We start from the raw sequence: 17,894 nt of genomic DNA, 5'->3' as shown, positions 1-17,894 counted from the left end.
GGTAACCCCGTCGCCCGGCCGGTAAGTTTAGCCAAACCAGCGTTTAAACAACGTGTTGATCTGCAGGCTGATAAAGTCCCAGATCCGACTGATAAAGCCGCCCTCTTTGACCTCGTCCATCACCACCAGAGGTTTCTGCTCAATCGTTTTACCGTTCAGCTGAAAATTAACCGTCCCCACGGCCTGACCGCGGGTTAGCGGAGCTTCCAGTACCGGTGAGTTAAGCGTATAGGACGCTTTCAGGTTGTTGATCTGTCCGCGGGGAATGGTCACGGCGGTGTTATTGATTACCCCCAGATTAACCATCCGGTTATCTCCGTACCAGACCCGTTGCTGCACAAAAGGTTTGTCCGATTTCAGCGGAGACACGGTCTCATAGAAACGGAAGCCCCAGTTAAGCAGCTTCTCACTTTCACGGAAGCGGCTGGCATCGGTTTTCGCGCCCAGAACCACAGAAATAAGTCGCATATCACCGGCAGTCGCCGAAGCAACGAGGTTATTCCCTGCGCCTGAGGTATAGCCTGTTTTTATCCCATCGACATGCAGATCGGTACTCCACAACAGGCGGTTACGGTTAGGCTGGCGGATTTTATTAAACGTAAATTCTTTTTCCTGGTTTAACGCATACTCCTGCGGCACATCACGGATCAGTGCCTGACCGATTAACGCCATATCGCGTGCAGTGCTGTACTGACCCGGTTCATCCAGTCCGTGCACGGTGGAGAAATGGGTATTCTGTAGTCCCAGTCGTTTGACATAGTTATTCATCAGGTCAATAAATGCACTCTGACTGCCGGCGACATAGTCCGCCAGCGCGATACAGGCATCATTTCCTGACTGAACAACAATTCCCCTGTTCAGGTCAGAGACAGACACCTGATCACCGGGTTTCAGAAACATCAGTGACGAACCGCGCAGCTGAGGATTCCCCGTTGCCCAGGCATCCTGACCAATGGAGACCATGTCGGTGGACTTAATTTTACCGTCTTTTAATGCCTGCCCCACCACATAACTGGTCATCATTTTGGTGAGACTGGCCGGGTCAAGCCGGTCATCGGCATGAGATTCAGCGAGAACCTTTCCGCTGGCATAATCCATCAGGATCCATGCCTTCGCATCTAACGCCGGGGCATCAGAGGGTTGCTCAGCGTAGCTCATTGCCGGTGCCACCAGCAGCAGCGCAACCATTACCGCACGGGATCGGGAAAAGTGACGTGTTTGATGTACCATTAACAGTCCGTCCTTGTTTGCTCAAAAATATAACGTATAGACAGGTGACTGAACTGACCTTCGCAACCGGAACCCCAATGTTGTTAAACCGGTAAGACACTCACCAGGATGTAAAGGCTCCCGGTCTTTACAGTAACAGGCGCCTTGCAGAACGGTGCAGATTGACAATTTAATCTACTGATTTCGTTCCCGATACTATCAATAGCATAAGCACCCCGTGGTTGTATACTTCACCACCATTATTTACTGTTGACCGTCTTTCCGGGGCACACATTTCCCGCAGGAAACCGTGCCCCTGTCAGTCCCTGGCACTAAAAATGGTATGACGGATGACGCGGGCGAATGTAGATCATAGTCGCATGCCGCCGTGCTGCCGAAATCAGGCCACCCGTAAGAGTCATACAGAAATACCGGAGAGTATCCACCGGTTTATCCCGTCTGCCGACAATAAAGCCATCCCCTATGATGACCCGAATAGCGATGACCGTAGCGAAAATACTTCCGGTACGCGTGGAGAAGGCTCCTTAATCTCAGATACCCGCTGACGAATGATCATGCACAACAAGTTTTTTCGGACTGAGCAGGTTGTCGCTTTAAGGCGTGAATTTTCCCACCGGAAGAGCACCGGCACTCACTCCATCCCGGGACATTGATACCAGAGTCATCATCATCGGCAGCCTGCAGGCGCAGCGATATTACATTCACCCTGCAGACGGACGCTATGTTGAGCCTTCTGCGCGGAAGTCACGTGACTGACCGCACAGGCGGGCTGGCAGGCTTGTTATCAGCGGAGTATCGGTAACATTCACGGAGAACAGCGGCACGATTTTTGGTCCCGACAGAGGTTTAAAATGCTATTCTCCCCCTAATCTCTGTACTGATCGGCGTGCGTGATCCCGCACTGCCCGATGCTCTGATAGCACTCACTAAGGCAGGAGCCATTATGGAACCTTTTACCTCCGGACTGATTTCTCCGGAAGAAGCATTACAACTCATTCAGCGTCCTCTGACCCCGATTCGGGACAAACTCAGTCTTGCACTGAATGATGCCACAGGTCGTATTACTGCCGGACCGGTGATCTCCCCGATTGCGGTGCCGGGTTTTGATAATTCAGCAATGGATGGTTACGCCGTTCGCCTCTCTGACCTGCGGTCACCTGGCACCCCGCTTGCCGTTGCCGGAAAAGCGCTGGCCGGTAAACCCTTTACCGGCGAATGGCCACAGGGCAGCGTTATCCGGATCATGACCGGTGCGCCGGTGCCACCGGGCACCGATGCCGTCGTGATGCAGGAACAGACCGACACCCGCGAAGACGGTATCGTGATCACTGCCGATGTCGCATCGGGACAAAATATTCGCCGCGCCGGTGAAGATATCCGTGCCGGGCAACCGGTACTGGATGCGGGCGTCCGGCTGGGTGTGACATCGCTTCCGCTGCTGGCCTCGCTGGGGATTGCAGAAATCAGCGTGCTGCGCCGGCTGCGTGTTGCGATTTTTTCTACCGGCGATGAGCTGGTCCCGGTCGGTGAATCGTTACAGGAAGGGCAGATTTATGACACAAACCGGTTTGCCATTCGTCTTATGCTCGAAAAAATGGGTTGTGAGGTAGTGGATTTAGGGATCGTTGCCGATGATCCGCAATTACTTCGTCAGGTCTTTGAAGAAGCGGACCGTCAGGCAGACGTTGTCATCAGTACCGGGGGCGTGTCGGTCGGTGAAGCCGATTACACACGGGATATGCTTGAGGCCTTAGGATCTGTGACCTTCTGGAAACTGGCGATGAAACCGGGCAAGCCTTTCGCTTTTGGCCGTCTGTCTGAAAGCTGGTTCTGTGGCCTGCCGGGTAACCCGGTCTCCGCCGTGGTCACCTTCTGTCAACTGGTTCAGCCGATGCTAAACACCCTGATGGGCCTTAACCACAAAGAAGCCTCAGCCTTACTGCAGGCAACTGCCGGGAGCTTTATCCGTAAGACTCCGGGGCGGATGGATTTTCAGCGCGGATATTATTCCGCCGATGCTGAGGGCCGGTTACAGGTCGTTCCGGCAGGACATCAGGGATCGCATGTGTTCAGTTCATTTATGAAAGCCAACTGCTTTATTGTGCTGGAACGTGAACGGAACGATGTTCAGCAAGGGGAAACCGTCCGGATTGAACCCTTTAATTACCTGCTGGACGACTGAATGGACGTGACTCTCAGCGATGAAGAAATCCTCCGCTACAACCGGCAAATCGTACTGAAAGATTTTGATTTTGAGCGGCAGGAACAGCTAAAAGCTTCCCGGGTACTGATTGTCGGACTGGGAGGTTTAGGCTGTGCTGTTGCCCCTTACCTTGTCAGCGCGGGGGTCGGCGAAATAACATTGTGTGACTTTGATACTGTCTCAGTCTCTAATCTGCAACGACAGATCCTGCATAATGATGAAACGCTGGGCATGCCAAAGACCGTCTCTGCGCTTAACGGCCTGGCAAAGCTGAATCCCTTTGTCAGGCTCATTACAGATGACCAGCCATTAGCCGAAGAGAATGCGGATGAGCGGGTGAAGTATCATCATGCGGTGGTGGACTGCAGCGATAATGTTGCCACCCGTGAACTCCTGAACCGTACCTGCTACCGCCATAAAATCCCGCTGATTTCCGGGGCGGCTATTCGTATGGAAGGTCAGCTTTCGGTGTTTCGCTGGCACGACGACGAGCCATGTTATCGTTGTATCAGCCGCTTATTTGGCGATCAGGGGCTTAGCTGTGTCGAAGCCGGGATAATGGCTCCGCTGGCAGGAATGGTAGGAACGATGCAGGCCATGGAAACACTGAAGGTCCTGACCGGCTACGGGGAAAGTCCGCGTGGCAAGCTGTTACTGATAGACGCCATGGTAACCCGCTTCAGGGAGTTCAGTGTCCGGCGTGATCCGCTCTGTGAGGTTTGCGGTACCGACCCTGCATAACAAAACGGTTGTCTGTACACAGACAACCGTTTTCACATGACAGGCGTTTACAGAATGCCCTGTTTACACAATGCCCTGGCTACGCAGGTAATCTTCGTAGGTTCCGGAGAAGTCTGTGACCCCTTCCGGTTTGAGCTCAATAATACGTGTTGCCAGCGAGCTGACGAATTCACGGTCATGAGAGACAAAAATCAACGTACCTTCGTACATCTCCAGTGCCATATTCAGGGATTCGATAGACTCCATATCCAGGTGGTTTGTCGGCTCATCCATCACCAGCACGTTCGGTTTTTCCATCATCAGTTTACCGAATAACATGCGGCCTTTTTCCCCCCCGGATAATACTTTCGCAGGCTTTTTAATATCATCCTGAGAGAAAAGTAACCGACCCAGAATACTGCGTACCGCCTGCTCATCATCCCCTTCCTGTTTCCACTGGCTCATCCAGTCAAAAACCGTCAGGTCATTTGCAAAATCAGAGGCATGGTCCTGCGCGTAATAACCGATCTGCGCATTTTCAGACCATTTAATACTCCCATTATCCGGCGTCAGCTCACCCATCAGTGTTTTCAGCAATGTCGTTTTACCGATACCATTCGCACCAATAATGGCCACTTTCTCACCCACTTCAAGTAACAGATTCAGCTTATTGAACAGCGGGCCTTTATCAAAGCCTTTAGTTAATGCTTCTGTTGTCAGTGCATTTCTGAACAGTTTCTTATTTTGTTCAAAACGCATAAATGGATTCTGGCGGCTGGAAGCTTTAACTTCATCCAGCTTAATTTTATCCATTTGTTTGGCACGTGATGTTGCCTGACGGGATTTGGACGCATTCGCGCTAAAGCGACTGACGAATGATTGCAGTTCTGCAAGCTGGGCCTTCTTCTTCGCATTGTCAGACAGAAGACGTTCCCGGGCCTGGGTCGCCGCGGTCATATACTCGTCGTAATTTCCGGGATAGACACGTAACTCACCATAATCCAGGTCCGCCATATGCGTGCACACCATATTCAGGAAGTGACGGTCGTGTGAAATAATGACCATGGTGCTGTTACGCTCGTTCAGAACCTGCTCAAGCCAGCGGATAGTATCAATATCCAGGTTGTTGGTCGGTTCATCGAGCAACAATATATCCGGGTTAGAGAACAGTGCCTGGGCTAATAACACACGCAATTTCCAGCCCGGAGCAACTTCACTCATTAAACCGTAATGCTGGCTTACGGGAATGCCAACGCCTAATAACAGTTCCCCTGCCCTTGACTCCGCAGTATAACCATCCATTTCACCATACAGCACTTCAAGATCAGCGACTTTATAACCTTCTTCTTCACTCATCTCAGGTAAAGAATAAATGCGGTCACGTTCTTTTTTTACTTCCCAGAGTTCGGTGTGGCCCATAATGACCGTATCGAGTACCGTAAACTCTTCGAAAGCAAACTGATCCTGGCGTAATTTACCAATCCGCTCATTAGGATCATAAGAGACGTTACCTGCCGATGGCTGCAAATCGCCCCCAAGGATTTTCATAAACGTCGACTTACCGCTGCCGTTGGCACCAATTAAACCATAACGATTCCCTCCGCCAAATTTTACAGAGATATTTTCAAACAATGGCTTACTGCCAAACTGCATCGTCACATTACTGGTTACTAACACGGGATAGCCTTATCAATGAATCAAACTCAGGAAAAAAATATGCCAGCAGCCACAATGGCTGGCATAGCGTGGTGGAACCTGTTGCAAGCCCGGCAATTAAAGCATCCTTGTATGACCTGTACGCTGGACAGGTCCCTTACCTGTGGTGCCGGGGCGGCTAATTTATATAGCCTGGTAGATTACTCGTTAAAAGCAAAAAAGCCAGTAACAATACGTCACTGGCTCTCCCACTAACAAGGAGTTTACAGCGGATTAGATGAGGAAGTCATCCAGGCTTTTGCCTTCGTCCAGTGCTTTTTTGATAGCTGCAGGTGTACGGCCCTGACCGGTCCAGGATTTAGTTTCACCATTTTCATCGGTGTATTTATATTTCGCCGGACGTGGTGCACGTTTCACACGTTTCTTGCTGACATCAGCAGCACCGATTAATTCGTTAGGATCGATACCGTCTGCCAGCAGCATTTCACGGTACTTAGTGAGTTTTTCTTCTTTCTCACGATTCATCGCTTGTTCAGCTTCAATTTCTTCGCGGCGTTCATTAACTACGACAGTCAGTTTTTCCAGAACTTCTTCCAGATCACTCAATGCCAGGTCACGTGCCTGAGCGCGCAGAGTACGAATGTTGTTGAGAACTTTAAATGCATCACTCATCATATTTTCCTTGCTTAACCGGGTACAATTAACAGTGTCGCTGAGATTACCTAATTTAAATAAAAAAATAAATAGCCTGGTCCTGATTATATAATATTAATGCTTAATTTAGCATTATCGGTTACACCTTGAATAAAAATTAACGACAACTTAACAGTGGGATGATTTATCCGTGAACACCCGCCGATGGCAACGTAACTTCCGAAAGCCCATCCCCGTGAGGAAACTTCCGGAAAAGATAATCGTGACCTCCGGATGCGTTTAATTACTTAAATCTTCTTTTCTAATCAACTTATGACAGTATAAAAAAAACGGGATTATAATTAGCACTCTCAGTGAATAATCTGATTTTGCAGGTAATCGTTTGCAATACCGAAGGATTAACGCTATCAGTCACGATTCTGCACGATTAAATTATTCCCCCACCAGTGACAGTGATATTCCCGGTAAAGGCGGAAGACTTACGGTGGTTACAACATAACCTGTAACGCGTAATTATCGGTAAATCAGAGAGGTATAATCAACTGCAGTAAACGGTCAGAAGAAAATAATGGGAAACATTGTTTCCCCCCGGCCACCATTCTGTAATAAACCGGGGCTGCCCGCCCGCCCCGGCAGACTCACAGAGGCAGGATCCTGATATCTGATTCAGATATTACGGGTCGATGACTGATAAAAAGCTCTGAATATCTCCAGCGTTTCATCACTGACATGATGCTCAATACCTTCGGCATCCCGGTGTGCTATTTCGGCACTGATGCCCAGAGAAAGCAAAAAGTTTTCTACAATATGGTGACGCTCCCGGCTTTGTTCCGCCAGGCTTTCACCTTCCGCCGTCAGAAAAACGCCGCGGTAAGGCACCTGTTCTACCAGACCGGTACTGGCCAGCTTCTTCAGCATCTTGGCAACCGTCGGCTGCGATACCCCCAGTCTGGCAGCCATATCCACCTGGCGGGCCTCGCCAAATTCATGGATCAGATCTGAGATTAATTCAACATAATCATCGATCAGTTCACGGCGATGAGCCTCTCTGACCTGCCGGAACCCTTCAACATGTTCTTCGACATCTTTAATAGGCCCCGGCCGGGAAACCGTATTTTTCGCTCGATGATTCATTCAACTTCCTCTTTATGACCCAGGCAATCACTGAATAGATGCCGGTAATCTGCTGCACATTGTAAACCAGCTGAGAAGAAGCTCAAATTTTTCCTGAATAGCCATGGCTAAATCATATAGCCAATGCTATACCTGTCAGTAAGAATAACGTATTGATACGTTCTGACTGATACCGGTCTTCTTCCCGATACACCGGGTTTGTTTCCGCAAGGGGGTTATATATGAAATGCACAACGCACTGCACAGGTTGTCAGCGTCATCTGAAGACCAGCGTCGATGGGTTCAGTAAAACGGCTCTGCTTGCATGCTTACTGCGCCATTCTCCCTTCCGGTTGCGGTTGATGCTGGCAGAGCTTCTGCTGGAGCGTCTGACCCGCCGCACGACAACGATTAAGCCTGCGGTGATTTTTTCCTGCCATTTACACGACTAATTGATTCTGAGATAACGCCCTCCACGGCCCTCACTCTCCCCTGTCACAGGCAGGGGTTCTGTACTGTTCATCAGCGGCTTATGAAGAGTCATTCAGTCAAACCGGCCCGCGCCATGGACGGGCTGTCGAACACGCAGCGTCCTTACGCAAAACCCGGGTCCACTAACGGTTCCCTGGTTCAGGAGCCAGTTAAAACGACACAATAGTCCGGCCTGTATCATCTGCTACCGGGATACGGTGTTGTCCCTGACAGAGTAAAAGAGACGCCAGGCAATGGCCGGATGCGGCCCGGAGCATAATGATGTATAAGGTGCGGAAGAGACGCCGGTCATTTTCCCGCGGGACAAAACAAAACGACGGTATTTCTGCGGCAGGAACGGCGGCCGACAGAGAACAGCGCGGGGTTAACCGCTTGAGCCTAAAAAAAAACGGCCCTGTCGGGCCGTTTTTTGATATACACAGGATGTGTCGGGCGAGATTAGAAGCTGTAACCTACGCCTGCAATCCAGGTACCGACGTCAACGCTACGGATACGGCTCTGCTCGTAACCAACATCAACGGCGAAGTTATCGATTGGGTTGAACTGCAGACCTGCACCGTAAGCAACACCAACATCGCTGGTATCTTGTTTATGGTATTGAGTCTGGTCATTCAGCTGGTATTTGCCGTAGCCGATACCAACAACACCGTAGATGCTAGCCCAGTCGTTCAGACGGTAAGCAGGACCACCGGTGAAGCCATAGTACTGGCCTTTCTGGTAGTCGTCACCTACAGTACGGTTTTTCGCAGTGTAAGTGAAAGATCCGATCCAACCCAGTGGGTTAGAGCTATCTTCGTAACGGTATTTCAGGTTGAAACCGTTAGCTTTGTTCAGAACACCCTGGTAATCGCTCTGTGCGTAACCACCAGTAATTGTGCTTTGTGCCATTGCTGAACCAGCAGATACTGCCAGAACGCAAGCCAGTGCTGAAAGACATGCAATTTTTTTCATAATCACCTCAAATGTGAAACGACTTCTTATTTCCTGACAACGACGAAAATATAGCAAAAAATAGTGGGAAACTCTGCCCTGATTTTATTGTCTAACAGATCGTTTCGTGTAACAGAAAGTTACCAGTCATCTATAATCCTATGATTTTAAGCTGTTTTGAGGCTGTAACAGCCCCGTAATTATTTTGTGCTTTTTTAGATCTTTAGGGATATTCCTAAACTTATCGCACAGATTTTCAGGCTAACCCTTCAGAAATGCTTAAAAAATAAACGAAAATCATAGCATTTTATTCAGACATCAGTGTGCGTTTATCCTTAATTCAGATAAACTGCCGCGCAGTATCACCTTCCGTTATTTTCATACAGGATTTCTCCCGATGTCCCCGCTCGACAATAAAAAGAATAATAGCCTGCTTTTCCCGATCGCCCTGTTATTAATTGCCATGATGTCACTACAGGGGGCCGCCTCGCTGGCAAAACATCTGTTTCCGATAGCCGGTGCGCCAGGGGTGGCAGCACTCCGGTTAGGGCTGTCGACGATAATGCTATGGATAATCTTTAAGCCCTGGCGTCTGCGTTTCAAAAAAGAGCAGCGTCGCCCGCTGGTCTTTTATGGCCTGGCGCTTGGCGGGATGAATATGTTGTTTTATCTGGCATTACGCACCATCCCGTTAGGGGTCGGGGTGGCGCTGGAGTTTCTGGGGCCACTGACCCTTGCGCTGGCTAACTCACGGCGGCCGACCGATTTTTTCTGGATAGTTATCGCCGTCACCGGGTTAGGTTTTTTGCTGCCGCTGGAACACGGGATTTCAGATATCGACCCCTTAGGGGCCTTACTGGCGATTTGTGCCGGGGCCTGCTGGGCGATTTATATCGTCTTCGGCCGGAAAGCCGGTATCGAACACGGTGCAGCCACCGTGGCGGCGGGGTCTCTGATTGCTTCAGTCATTTATGTCCCGGCGGGGCTGACCTTTGCGGCCAGTGGCTTATGGCACTGGGAAATCATCCCGCTGGCCCTGCTGCTGGCCCTGCTTTCTAATGCTATCCCCTATTCTCTGGAAATGATGGCCCTGACCCGCCTGCCCGCCAGACTCTTTGGTACGCTGATGAGTCTTGAGCCGGTCGTTGCGGCCATGTCAGGACTGATTTTCCTCGGAGAAACATTGAACCTGCCACAATGGCTGGGGTTATCTGCCATTATCATCGCCTCTGCGGGGTCGACGTTAACCATGCAACCGCCGAAGAATCGACTGCGACGTGTGCGGGTCAAACCGGCGAAATCCTGACGACCGCCCTCCCCTCTCTTATTCGCCATTGTTCAGAACGATAACAGCGATTGGTTACGCCACCGTGCAAAGTCATCAGCAGTTGCTATACTTATTCGCACATTCAATATCGAACTGGCAACATCGACTAAGAGAGGAAATCATATTATGAGTACCGCGAAACTGGTCAAAACTGAGGCTTCTGATCTGATTTACACCCGCAATGATGTCAGCGATAAAGACAAACTGGCGACCATCAGCATCCTGAACCGCGTAGTGATTGAGCTCATTGATCTGTCTCTGATCACCAAACAAGCGCACTGGAATATGCGTGGCGCAAACTTTATTGGCGTTCATGAAATGCTGGATGGTTTCCGTACCACCATTACTGACCACCAGGACATTGTTGCAGAACGTGTAGTGCAACTGGGGGGCATCGCTCTGGGCACGCCACAGGTTGTGGCCGATAAAACCCCACTGAAAAGCTATCCGCTGAATGCACATAGCGTACAGGAACACCTGCATGCACTGGCAGAGCGTTATGCGCTGGTCGCGAATGATGTGCGTAAAGCCATCACCGAAGTGCCGGATGAAGATACTGCTGACATCTTCACTGCTGCCTCCCGCGACCTGGATAAATTCCTGTGGTTTATCGAATCAAACATCGAATAATTGAGTAACAGTCGCGGATATCGCTCTTGCTGAGTGATATCCGCAAGCCTCAGGCGGGACGGTGACGTAAGCGCTTCGCCCGCTTTTCAGGGGTCAGATAGCTCCATGCCAGCAAACGGCTCTGCTTCTGCCCCTGTCCCATCTCAATAACCCGCAAATCTTCCACCCCGGCATCCCGTAATAACCCGCTCAGCGGCTTGATATTTTCCTGCTTTGAGACCAGCGTACTGAACCAGACAACCTGAGACGAGAATTGCTGACTCTCACGGATCATATTGCCGATAAAGCCCCGTTCTCCGCCCTCACACCACAGTTCATGGTGCTGTCCGGCAAAGTTAAGCCCTTTTTCTTCATCTATCCCAAGGTTTTTCAGTTTACGCTCACTCCCCTGCAACGATTCTTCCGCCGAATGATGAAACGGAGGATTACAGAGGGTCAGATGGAAGAAATCGTTTTTATGGATAACGCCACCGAATATCCTGCCCGCATTTTTCTGATGCCGCAGGCGGATAAGGCGCTGTAACCCGGGGTTGGCCGCAATGAGACTGTTGGCGGAACGTAATGATTGCGGATTAATTTCCGAACCGGTAAAGCGCCATCCGTATTCCGCCGCCCCAATCAGCGGGTAAATGCAGTTCGCTCCGCACCCGATATCTAAAACATCGGCGCTGGCCGGCAGCGTGCCCTGCAGATCGGCGGCTAATAAATCTGCCAGAAAATGCAGGTAATCTGCTCTTCCGGGCACCGGCGGGCAGAGAAAACCTTCCGGCAATTGCCAGTTGATGTCGTAATACTGCTTCAGCAGCGCCTGATTCAGCGCTTTGACCGCCTCAGGCTCGGCAAAATTAACTGAGGTTGTTCCCGCCGGTGTCGTTGTCAGCCACTGACTCAGCTGCGGGTTGAGTTCGCACAACAGAGGTAAATCATATTTTCCCTGATAGCGGTTGCGGGGATGCAGCGTCGTCTTTTTATTTTTTTTAATCATACCGTTTCATCATTTATTGCGTGACTTAGTAAGCTCAGGCGAAAACTGCCATCGCATGACCGGAAATCTCCGGGGGATCAGTATCCGCAGGCCCGGAGCCTGGCCAGCCCTTCCTCCACACCGGCACATTGTCCACTGATCACCAGACAGCAGGCCACCTGTAATCGCAGAGGTTGCGGGACAGGGATCTCCCCGGCCAGCACTGCCGAGATCCAGCGGGCAGTATCTGCGGCCGATTTAGACAATGGCAGAGAAACACTGGCTTCAGGCTGACGTTCACTCAGCAATTCCGGTAGCGGATGGCGGCCATCCACTGAATACAGTGCCGGTCCGCGTTGCGGGTTAGCATAAACCTCCCCCTCGCAACCATTGAGTAATAAGGCCGGCGCGTCTGACTGATGAAAAAATGTCGCTACTTTCGCGATATATTCCGGATGCGAGACGGCAGAAATACGCAGTCCTTCTGCCGGGGCAAAAGGTGTCGCCAGTTTTGCCAGTGTATGAGCACTGTTACGTAATCCCAGCTGCCAGCGCAGTGCCAGCTGACCGGCCAGGGCCGGACACCAGCCGTCGATGGTCATAAAAGCAATATTGCCCTGGTCGAGTAATGATTGTGCCTCTTCGGGACTTCCCGCCGGAAGAATACCCAGCTCAGCAAAAACGGCTTCGCTGGTGACACGGGTCGGATCGTGACTGATACCATGCACAAACACCGGAAAACCGGCTTTTTCGAGCAATAAGGCCAGCAGCGGTGTCAGATTTCCCTGACGCCGGGCACCGTTATAACTCGGCAGGACGACCGGTATCGGCCGGTTTTTCGGTGGCTTCAGCGGGGGTAACTTCTCCTGCAAGGCGCGGTAAAATCCGCGCATCTCTTCCTCACTTTCGCCTTTGATCCTCAGTGCAATTAATACGGCACCCAGGACCAGCGGATCCAGCTGATCATTCAGCATTGCCTGATAGAGCTGATAGGCGGTTGACTCATCCAGATCGCGGGCGTGATTTTTACCCCGCCCGATTTCTTTAACTATACGGGTGATATCCATCCTGTTTTCCTGCCTGTGATCACTGAAGGTCATGGTCTGTAAAATTTAACGCTTAGGGCGACGGGTAACCGCTTTCTTACGCGGTGCCGCGGAGAGTTTTCCGCGACGGTTGACAGTCTGCTCCGATTCCGGGGGCGGAATTTCCGGTCGTTCAATAGCAAAAACCGGTAAGGCTGCCAGTAAGCGGCTCCCATAGGCTTTGGTCAATAATCGCCGGTCATAAATAATCACCTCGCCGAAGCATTGATGGCTACGGATAAGCCTGCCCACCTGCTGTATCAGAGTGAAGGACGCGCCTGGCAGACTCTGGATTTCGAACGGATAACGCTGCTGGCTTTTCAGCCATTCGCCTTCGGTCAGGATCACCGGACTATCGATGGGCGGAAACGCTATCTTATGAATATGTACCTGGGTCAGCAGTTCCCCCTTTAAATCAAGCCCTTCAGAGAAAGACTGCAACCCGACCAGCACACTTTGCTGACCTTCGCTGACCCGTTGCCGATGCAGTGCGATCAGACGGGAACGGGGCTGATCCCCCTGCACCAGCAGCATCAGCCGTAAATCGGTCACATGGGCCAGGAACTGCTGCATGGCCCGGCCACTGGAAAACAGCACCAGGCTGCCGGTATGCTTTTTCTCTTTGACCTGCTGACGGAAATAACGCGCCATTTCAGCGATGTGCAACGCTTCCTCTGCCAGTCGCGGCTCATACTGCATTTCAGGGATCACTAATTTTCCCTGACTGAGATGATTAAACGGAGAGTCGAGGGTAACAAAGCGGTCCCCGGCCGACTCTTTCAGTCCGGACATTTCGCTGAAACGGCGAAAGCTGTTCAGTGAGCGTAATGTTGCAGAGGTCACGATAACGTGGGGGACTTTACGCCATAACAGTTTTTCAAGTTGCTCACTGACCCGGATACCGGCGCAATGGAAAAAAAGATGACATTTTTCTTCCTGCCATTCTGCCGTCAGCCATTTTGATACCGGTGCCCCGGACAACTGGTTCAGCCCCGCCAGCCACCATAATTTACTCAGCGATTCAAACCAGCCCTGAAAACGGTTCAGCTGTAATAACCCCCGATGGATCCTGACTATATCCTGTTTGCCGGTCATTTCACCGAGGGCATTGATCAGATATTCACATAACCCGCGCAGCCCGTCACAGAGTTTAAATAATTGCTGACAGCGTGCGGTCGCTTCTTCCGGTAATTCCCCCAGAATAAAGCGGTGTTCTGCCTTCCCCTGCGATACCTCCGATAATAGCGGCATAAATTCTTCCGCCATTTCCTGCATTAACTGCCGGACCCCGCCACAGTGCTCTTCCAGTCTTCCGGGGCTTGCCAGCGGCGGCGGCGATTTAAAGGTAAACCAGCTGCGCAGGGTACCGATAAATTTAATAAACAGATCCAGCTGCAGCGCACTGCCGGCGGGTGAAATATCACTGCTCATTTCCAGTGCATCCCGCGCGACTTCTGGCAGATGATGTCCTTCATCGACCACCAGCAACATCTCTTTCGCCGGGGGCAGAACCGCATCACTTTCCAGTGCCGCCATCACCAGGGCATGGTTGGCAACGACCACTTCTGCCTGCTCTATTTCCCTGCGAGCCAGGAAGAACGGGCACTCTTTATACCACTGGCAATGGTGAGCCAGACAACTGTTTTTATCGGTCGACAGCCGTAACCATAACGAATCATCGATCTGTTCATCACAATGGTCTCTGAGTCCGTCCCACGCTCCGGATTTCAGGGAGCTTTCCAGCCGGCTACAGACCTTCTGTTCCCGTTGCTGCTGTTCACCGGAAATGGCTGGCCGGGTCCCCGCTGACTCTTCCAGATAGAGGAATAAATCTCCCTGCGTGTCCGGTTCAGCCGTGGTGAATGCCAGGTTGCGCGGACAGACATACCGGCGTCGCCCGAAGGCCGCCGTAAACGTCAGGTCCGGAATAAACTTTTTTAACAGCGGCAGATCTTTATCAAAGATCTGATCCTGCAGGGCGACGTTAGCCGTACTGATCACCAGTTTCTTTTCTGCTGATCGGGCAACCGCGATCCCCGGGATCAGATAAGAGAGGGTCTTACCGACACCGGTCGGCGCTTCAATCACCAGATGACGATCGTCTTCCCCCGCCAGCGTTTTTGCCACTTCAGCAATCATCTGACGTTGTGGCAGACGGGGGATAAAATCGGCGACCTGTGTCTGTAGCAGCTTATACCATTCACCGATTTGTAATTTTAATGCGGGTGTCAGAACCATAACGACCATCTGCCAGAAGAATCAGCCTGTATTTTTACACAGTATGGCGCCTGACGGCAGTCCTGAGAGTAAATTTGCCCGCAATTCACTGTGTCGTCCGGTGCGATTGTTCTGCCGGGGATGGACGCAACAGTTTTTTTCATCGCGCATGTTAGATTATAATAGTTACCGGATCTGTGTCAGGATAACTACGATATGTCCCAGTCTGAGTTTTACACAATCGGTGATATTTCAAGAGATTGTGCCATTAACCCGGTCACCTTACGCGCCTGGCAGCGGCGCTATGGCCTGATTACGCCGCACCGGACACCCGGTGGCCACCGTCTCTACAGCGAAGCGGACCGGCAGAAAATACTGGAAATTAAACGCTGGATTGAAAGCGGATTACCGCCCGCCAAAGTAAAAGCATTACTGGAGGGAGAAGCTACCGAGACCTGCAGTGAGTGGGCATTACGTCAGGATGAACTGCTGTCTGTGCTGCGGAATAATCACCCGGCACGCTTGCGTCAGTGGATTTATTCTCTCGGGAAAGATAACCCGGCGGGCGTACTGATAGACCAGGTGTTTCTTCCGGTCCGTCAGAGGCTGATGCTGAACCAGCATACGGCCGCCTATATGAGCAGTTTACTGGACGGTGTTCTGATCGATTATGTCAGTTTTTCGCTGGCAGCCACGCGTAAACGTGCCGGTGAAGATGCCCTGCTTATCGGCTGGTCTAACCGTGACCGCCTCCGTCTGTGGCTCGAAAGCTGGCGTTTAACAGAACAAAACTGGCGGGTGACGGTGCTGGCTGAACCACTCAAGCTGACTGACCCGCAACTGTTACCCCGTATGCAAATCTTTTTATGGACCGATAATCCACTCACCCGGGGACAGCAAAATCTGCTGGCAGAATGGCAGGAGAGTGGTTATAAGATTGAAGCACTTCACGGGTCAGCGTCTTCCTCTGCCGCGTTACTGTAAAGAGTGCAGACCGATCATCCCGGCCCGGGAGTCTCTTTTTCTGTTAACGGAGTAGCACGGACATGAACTGGCAAAAAATCGGCATTACCTTTCTTTTCCTGCTGCTGGCTGTCGGGGGCATGGGCGGCCTGATGCTGGTAGGCTATACCATTATTCTCAGGTCCTGACCCCCGTAAGTTCCGGGCCTGCCCCGTCTTCAGGAGTCACAAGGCGGGTCCGCAGCCATGAAGGCGGGGTGATGGGCAATCGCCTCTGACAACGTATAAATAAACCAGGGGGTAAAGCGCTCAGGACTGGCGGCCATTTCCCGTTGCAGTCCCTTCACGTTGCTGTATCGCCACGCATCAGCCTCTTCAATATTCAGTACCGGCGGCTCGTCAGTGATACCGAAAAAAATATGCCCGTATTCATGTTCCGTCAGACCATTGTGTAACGGCATGTTGTAGCTAATCTCGAACACCGGGTGCAGAGAGAGTCTCAGCCCCATTTCTTCACGTAAACGACGTTCTGCCGCCTGCTGCGTCCCTTCGCCAGGAAAAGGATGACCGCAGCAGGTATTGCTCCACAACCCTCCGCAATGGTATTTACTAGCCGCCCGACGCTGGAGCAGAAACTCTCCTTTGCGGTTAAAGACATAGACGGTCACCGCGCGATGCAATAATCCTTTTTCATGCACTTCCAGTTTTTCCATTTTTCCTGTCGGAGCATCGTTTTTATCGACAAGAATAACTTCGATCGCTGACATAAGAATTCCTTAAAAAATCTTTAATGATTATACACTGCTGTCAGCATGCAGTGAATCATCATCCCTCAGCCGATAACGCTGCCCTGCGTATCGCTTTAGCGCGTGCCCCGTCGGTCACTGCCCAGCGCAACAGCGCCGCCACCCCCTGCATACTGTAGCGTGTCATCTGTCGCCTTAAGCGGCTGGCCGGTGGCCTGCCAGGCACCGATGTCCATTCAGGCAGCAGATCGCCTCCGGCACGTAGCATAATATCCATGACCGGGCGGGCTGCGACAGAGGGTGCCGGGGCCGAAAAAAGTAACCGGCTGACTTCACAGGTTCGCTCATCAATACAGAGCTGAGGCCGCATCGCCTGCAGATATTCCTCCACTTCTGTGACTGTCACCGGAATATGCGTGGCTCCCAGCGCCTGTCCGGTCAGTGCCGCTTCCCGGTAATAGCGGTCTTGTTCCTCACGGCTCAGCAACGGGTTTTTGTAGCGCAGGTGAGCGGCAAGAAAACTGTAAGTTTCGGCGACATGGACCCAGGTCAGCAACGCCGGGTCATCTGCCCGGTATTCCCGCCCCAGAGGGTCTTTCCCGGTGACATACCGATGGATTTTTTTCACTTTCTCTATCAGAGTGCAGGCATCCTGGCGGTTACCAAAACTGGTGACCGCAATAAACTGGCTGGTCCTGCGCAAGCGCCCGAACAAATCAGTCCGAAAGTCCGAATGATCCCGGACGCCGGCCAGTGCCAGCGGATGCTGCATCTGCAGAAGCAGCGCGGCTATCCCGCCACAGAGCATGGAGGGAAAGTCGCCATGAACTTCCCAGACCATACTCCCCGGGCCGAATAACCCCGGATCGCCGGGCGGCTGGCTGAGGTCAAACTCATTCAGTGACAAGCCGTTAAGACGCGACACCTGCCGGGCAATTCTGTTACGGATCATACCTCTCCTGCCG

General features: G+C 51.6%; 18 protein-coding genes. 8 read left to right on the top strand and 10 right to left on the bottom strand.

Annotated elements, in window-relative coordinates:
• Positions 1 to 27: 27 nt before the first annotated feature.
• Positions 28 to 1,230, bottom strand: a complete 1,203-nt coding sequence (locus tag ABD035_RS13055) for a serine hydrolase (RefSeq protein WP_212713882.1) — start codon at positions 1,228 to 1,230, stop codon at positions 28 to 30.
• 329 nt (positions 1,231 to 1,559) lie between these two features.
• Between ABD035_RS13055 and ABD035_RS13050 the strand changes: the two genes are divergently transcribed.
• From ABD035_RS13050 to ABD035_RS13040, 3 genes are all read left to right on the top strand, one after another.
• Positions 1,560 to 1,775: a hypothetical protein gene (locus ABD035_RS13050; protein ID WP_343870670.1), complete on the top strand. Its 216-nt coding sequence runs from the start codon at positions 1,560 to 1,562 to the stop codon at positions 1,773 to 1,775.
• 398 nt (positions 1,776 to 2,173) lie between these two features.
• Positions 2,174 to 3,412 (top strand): molybdopterin molybdotransferase MoeA, encoded by a 1,239-nt coding sequence (gene moeA / locus ABD035_RS13045; RefSeq protein ID WP_343870669.1) that lies wholly within the window; start codon positions 2,174 to 2,176, stop codon positions 3,410 to 3,412.
• Positions 3,413 to 4,174 carry a molybdopterin-synthase adenylyltransferase MoeB gene (locus ABD035_RS13040; RefSeq protein WP_212713884.1) on the top strand — a complete coding sequence of 254 codons (762 nt, stop codon included), beginning with the start codon at positions 3,413 to 3,415 and terminating at the stop codon, positions 4,172 to 4,174.
• Positions 4,175 to 4,237: 63 nt separating this feature from the next.
• Here the strand turns inward: ABD035_RS13040 and ABD035_RS13035 are convergent, their stop codons facing one another.
• The 3 genes from ABD035_RS13035 to mntR form a co-directional block, all read right to left on the bottom strand.
• Positions 4,238 to 5,830, bottom strand: coding sequence for an ABC-F family ATPase (locus ABD035_RS13035; protein WP_212713885.1), 1,593 nt, complete (start codon positions 5,828 to 5,830; stop codon positions 4,238 to 4,240).
• A 252-nt stretch (positions 5,831 to 6,082) separates the two neighbouring features.
• Positions 6,083 to 6,481, bottom strand: coding sequence for an H-NS family histone-like protein (locus tag ABD035_RS13030; protein WP_212713887.1), 399 nt, complete (start codon positions 6,479 to 6,481; stop codon positions 6,083 to 6,085).
• A 648-nt stretch (positions 6,482 to 7,129) separates the two neighbouring features.
• A complete protein-coding gene (gene mntR / locus ABD035_RS13025; RefSeq protein ID WP_212713888.1) occupies positions 7,130 to 7,597 on the bottom strand; it encodes a manganese-binding transcriptional regulator MntR in 468 nt (155 codons plus the stop codon).
• 221 nt (positions 7,598 to 7,818) lie between these two features.
• Here mntR and ABD035_RS13020 point away from each other — a divergent pair, with 221 nt between their 5' ends.
• On the top strand, positions 7,819 to 8,028 hold the full coding sequence (locus tag ABD035_RS13020; RefSeq protein WP_212713889.1) for a hypothetical protein: 210 nt from the start codon (positions 7,819 to 7,821) through the stop codon (positions 8,026 to 8,028).
• A gap of 478 nt (positions 8,029 to 8,506) precedes the next feature.
• Here ABD035_RS13020 and ompX read toward each other — a convergent pair whose 3' ends face one another.
• Positions 8,507 to 9,019 carry an outer membrane protein OmpX gene (gene ompX, locus ABD035_RS13015; protein WP_212713890.1) on the bottom strand — a complete coding sequence of 171 codons (513 nt, stop codon included), beginning with the start codon at positions 9,017 to 9,019 and terminating at the stop codon, positions 8,507 to 8,509.
• Between the two features lie 376 nt (positions 9,020 to 9,395).
• On the opposite strand from ompX, the gene rhtA reads away from it, so the two are divergent.
• Both rhtA and dps read left to right on the top strand, forming a co-directional pair.
• Entirely contained in the window at positions 9,396 to 10,304 is a 909-nt protein-coding gene (gene rhtA, locus ABD035_RS13010) for a threonine/homoserine exporter RhtA (RefSeq protein ID WP_212713891.1), read from the top strand.
• A gap of 147 nt (positions 10,305 to 10,451) precedes the next feature.
• Positions 10,452 to 10,955, top strand: a complete 504-nt coding sequence (gene dps, locus ABD035_RS13005; protein ID WP_212713892.1) for a DNA starvation/stationary phase protection protein Dps — start codon at positions 10,452 to 10,454, stop codon at positions 10,953 to 10,955.
• Positions 10,956 to 11,004: 49 nt separating this feature from the next.
• On the opposite strand, the gene rlmF is transcribed toward dps, so the two are convergent.
• From rlmF to dinG, 3 genes are all read right to left on the bottom strand, one after another.
• Positions 11,005 to 11,940, bottom strand: a complete 936-nt coding sequence (gene rlmF / locus ABD035_RS13000) for a 23S rRNA (adenine(1618)-N(6))-methyltransferase RlmF (RefSeq protein ID WP_343870668.1) — start codon at positions 11,938 to 11,940, stop codon at positions 11,005 to 11,007.
• A 77-nt stretch (positions 11,941 to 12,017) separates the two neighbouring features.
• Positions 12,018 to 12,986, bottom strand: coding sequence for a DNA-binding protein YbiB (gene ybiB, locus ABD035_RS12995; protein WP_343870667.1), 969 nt, complete (start codon positions 12,984 to 12,986; stop codon positions 12,018 to 12,020).
• 45 nt (positions 12,987 to 13,031) lie between these two features.
• Complete coding sequence (dinG, locus tag ABD035_RS12990) at positions 13,032 to 15,242, bottom strand: ATP-dependent DNA helicase DinG (protein ID WP_343870666.1); 2,211 nt, start codon at positions 15,240 to 15,242, stop codon at positions 13,032 to 13,034.
• Between the two features lie 195 nt (positions 15,243 to 15,437).
• On the opposite strand from dinG, the gene ABD035_RS12985 reads away from it, so the two are divergent.
• The gene (locus tag ABD035_RS12985; RefSeq protein WP_343870665.1) at positions 15,438 to 16,205 is read left to right on the top strand and encodes a MerR family transcriptional regulator; all 768 of its coding nucleotides are present in this window, start codon (positions 15,438 to 15,440) and stop codon (positions 16,203 to 16,205) included.
• Positions 16,206 to 16,267: 62 nt separating this feature from the next.
• Positions 16,268 to 16,372: a protein YohO gene (locus ABD035_RS12980; protein WP_025902904.1), complete on the top strand. Its 105-nt coding sequence runs from the start codon at positions 16,268 to 16,270 to the stop codon at positions 16,370 to 16,372.
• Positions 16,373 to 16,401: 29 nt separating this feature from the next.
• Here the strand turns inward: ABD035_RS12980 and idi are convergent, their stop codons facing one another.
• Both idi and ABD035_RS12970 read right to left on the bottom strand, forming a co-directional pair.
• A complete protein-coding gene (idi, locus tag ABD035_RS12975) occupies positions 16,402 to 16,950 on the bottom strand; it encodes an isopentenyl-diphosphate Delta-isomerase (RefSeq protein ID WP_343870664.1) in 549 nt (182 codons plus the stop codon).
• 58 nt (positions 16,951 to 17,008) lie between these two features.
• On the bottom strand, positions 17,009 to 17,881 hold the full coding sequence (locus ABD035_RS12970) for an oxygenase MpaB family protein (protein WP_343870663.1): 873 nt from the start codon (positions 17,879 to 17,881) through the stop codon (positions 17,009 to 17,011).
• Positions 17,882 to 17,894 lie beyond the last annotated feature (13 nt).

The organism is Tatumella terrea, from assembly GCF_039523755.1.
Classification (GTDB): Bacteria; Pseudomonadota; Gammaproteobacteria; order Enterobacterales; family Enterobacteriaceae; genus Tatumella; species Tatumella terrea.
Note: the sequence above shows the minus strand (reverse complement) of the source record. Positions and strands in the feature narration are given on the sequence as shown.

Bases quoted from the DNA above. Each gene is read 5' to 3' on its own strand.
- idi (WP_343870664.1), bottom strand. From the start codon at position 16,950: ATGTCAGCGATCGAAGTTATTCTTGTCGATAAAAACGATGCTCCGACA.
- moeA (WP_343870669.1), top strand. From the start codon at position 2,174: ATGGAACCTTTTACCTCCGGACTGATTTCTCCGGAAGAAGCATTACAA.
- dinG (WP_343870666.1), bottom strand. From the start codon at position 15,242: ATGGTTCTGACACCCGCATTAAAATTACAAATCGGTGAATGGTATAAG.
- ABD035_RS13040 (WP_212713884.1), top strand. From the start codon at position 3,413: ATGGACGTGACTCTCAGCGATGAAGAAATCCTCCGCTACAACCGGCAA.
- ABD035_RS13050 (WP_343870670.1), top strand. From the start codon at position 1,560: ATGACGCGGGCGAATGTAGATCATAGTCGCATGCCGCCGTGCTGCCGA.
- ompX (WP_212713890.1), bottom strand. From the start codon at position 9,019: ATGAAAAAAATTGCATGTCTTTCAGCACTGGCTTGCGTTCTGGCAGTA.
- ABD035_RS12985 (WP_343870665.1), top strand. From the start codon at position 15,438: ATGTCCCAGTCTGAGTTTTACACAATCGGTGATATTTCAAGAGATTGT.
- ybiB (WP_343870667.1), bottom strand. From the start codon at position 12,986: ATGGATATCACCCGTATAGTTAAAGAAATCGGGCGGGGTAAAAATCAC.
- rhtA (WP_212713891.1), top strand. From the start codon at position 9,396: ATGTCCCCGCTCGACAATAAAAAGAATAATAGCCTGCTTTTCCCGATC.
- ABD035_RS12980 (WP_025902904.1), top strand. From the start codon at position 16,268: ATGAACTGGCAAAAAATCGGCATTACCTTTCTTTTCCTGCTGCTGGCT.
- rlmF (WP_343870668.1), bottom strand. From the start codon at position 11,940: ATGATTAAAAAAAATAAAAAGACGACGCTGCATCCCCGCAACCGCTAT.
- ABD035_RS13020 (WP_212713889.1), top strand. From the start codon at position 7,819: ATGAAATGCACAACGCACTGCACAGGTTGTCAGCGTCATCTGAAGACC.
- ABD035_RS12970 (WP_343870663.1), bottom strand. From the start codon at position 17,881: ATGATCCGTAACAGAATTGCCCGGCAGGTGTCGCGTCTTAACGGCTTG.
- mntR (WP_212713888.1), bottom strand. From the start codon at position 7,597: ATGAATCATCGAGCGAAAAATACGGTTTCCCGGCCGGGGCCTATTAAA.
- ABD035_RS13055 (WP_212713882.1), bottom strand. From the start codon at position 1,230: ATGGTACATCAAACACGTCACTTTTCCCGATCCCGTGCGGTAATGGTT.
- dps (WP_212713892.1), top strand. From the start codon at position 10,452: ATGAGTACCGCGAAACTGGTCAAAACTGAGGCTTCTGATCTGATTTAC.
- ABD035_RS13030 (WP_212713887.1), bottom strand. From the start codon at position 6,481: ATGAGTGATGCATTTAAAGTTCTCAACAACATTCGTACTCTGCGCGCT.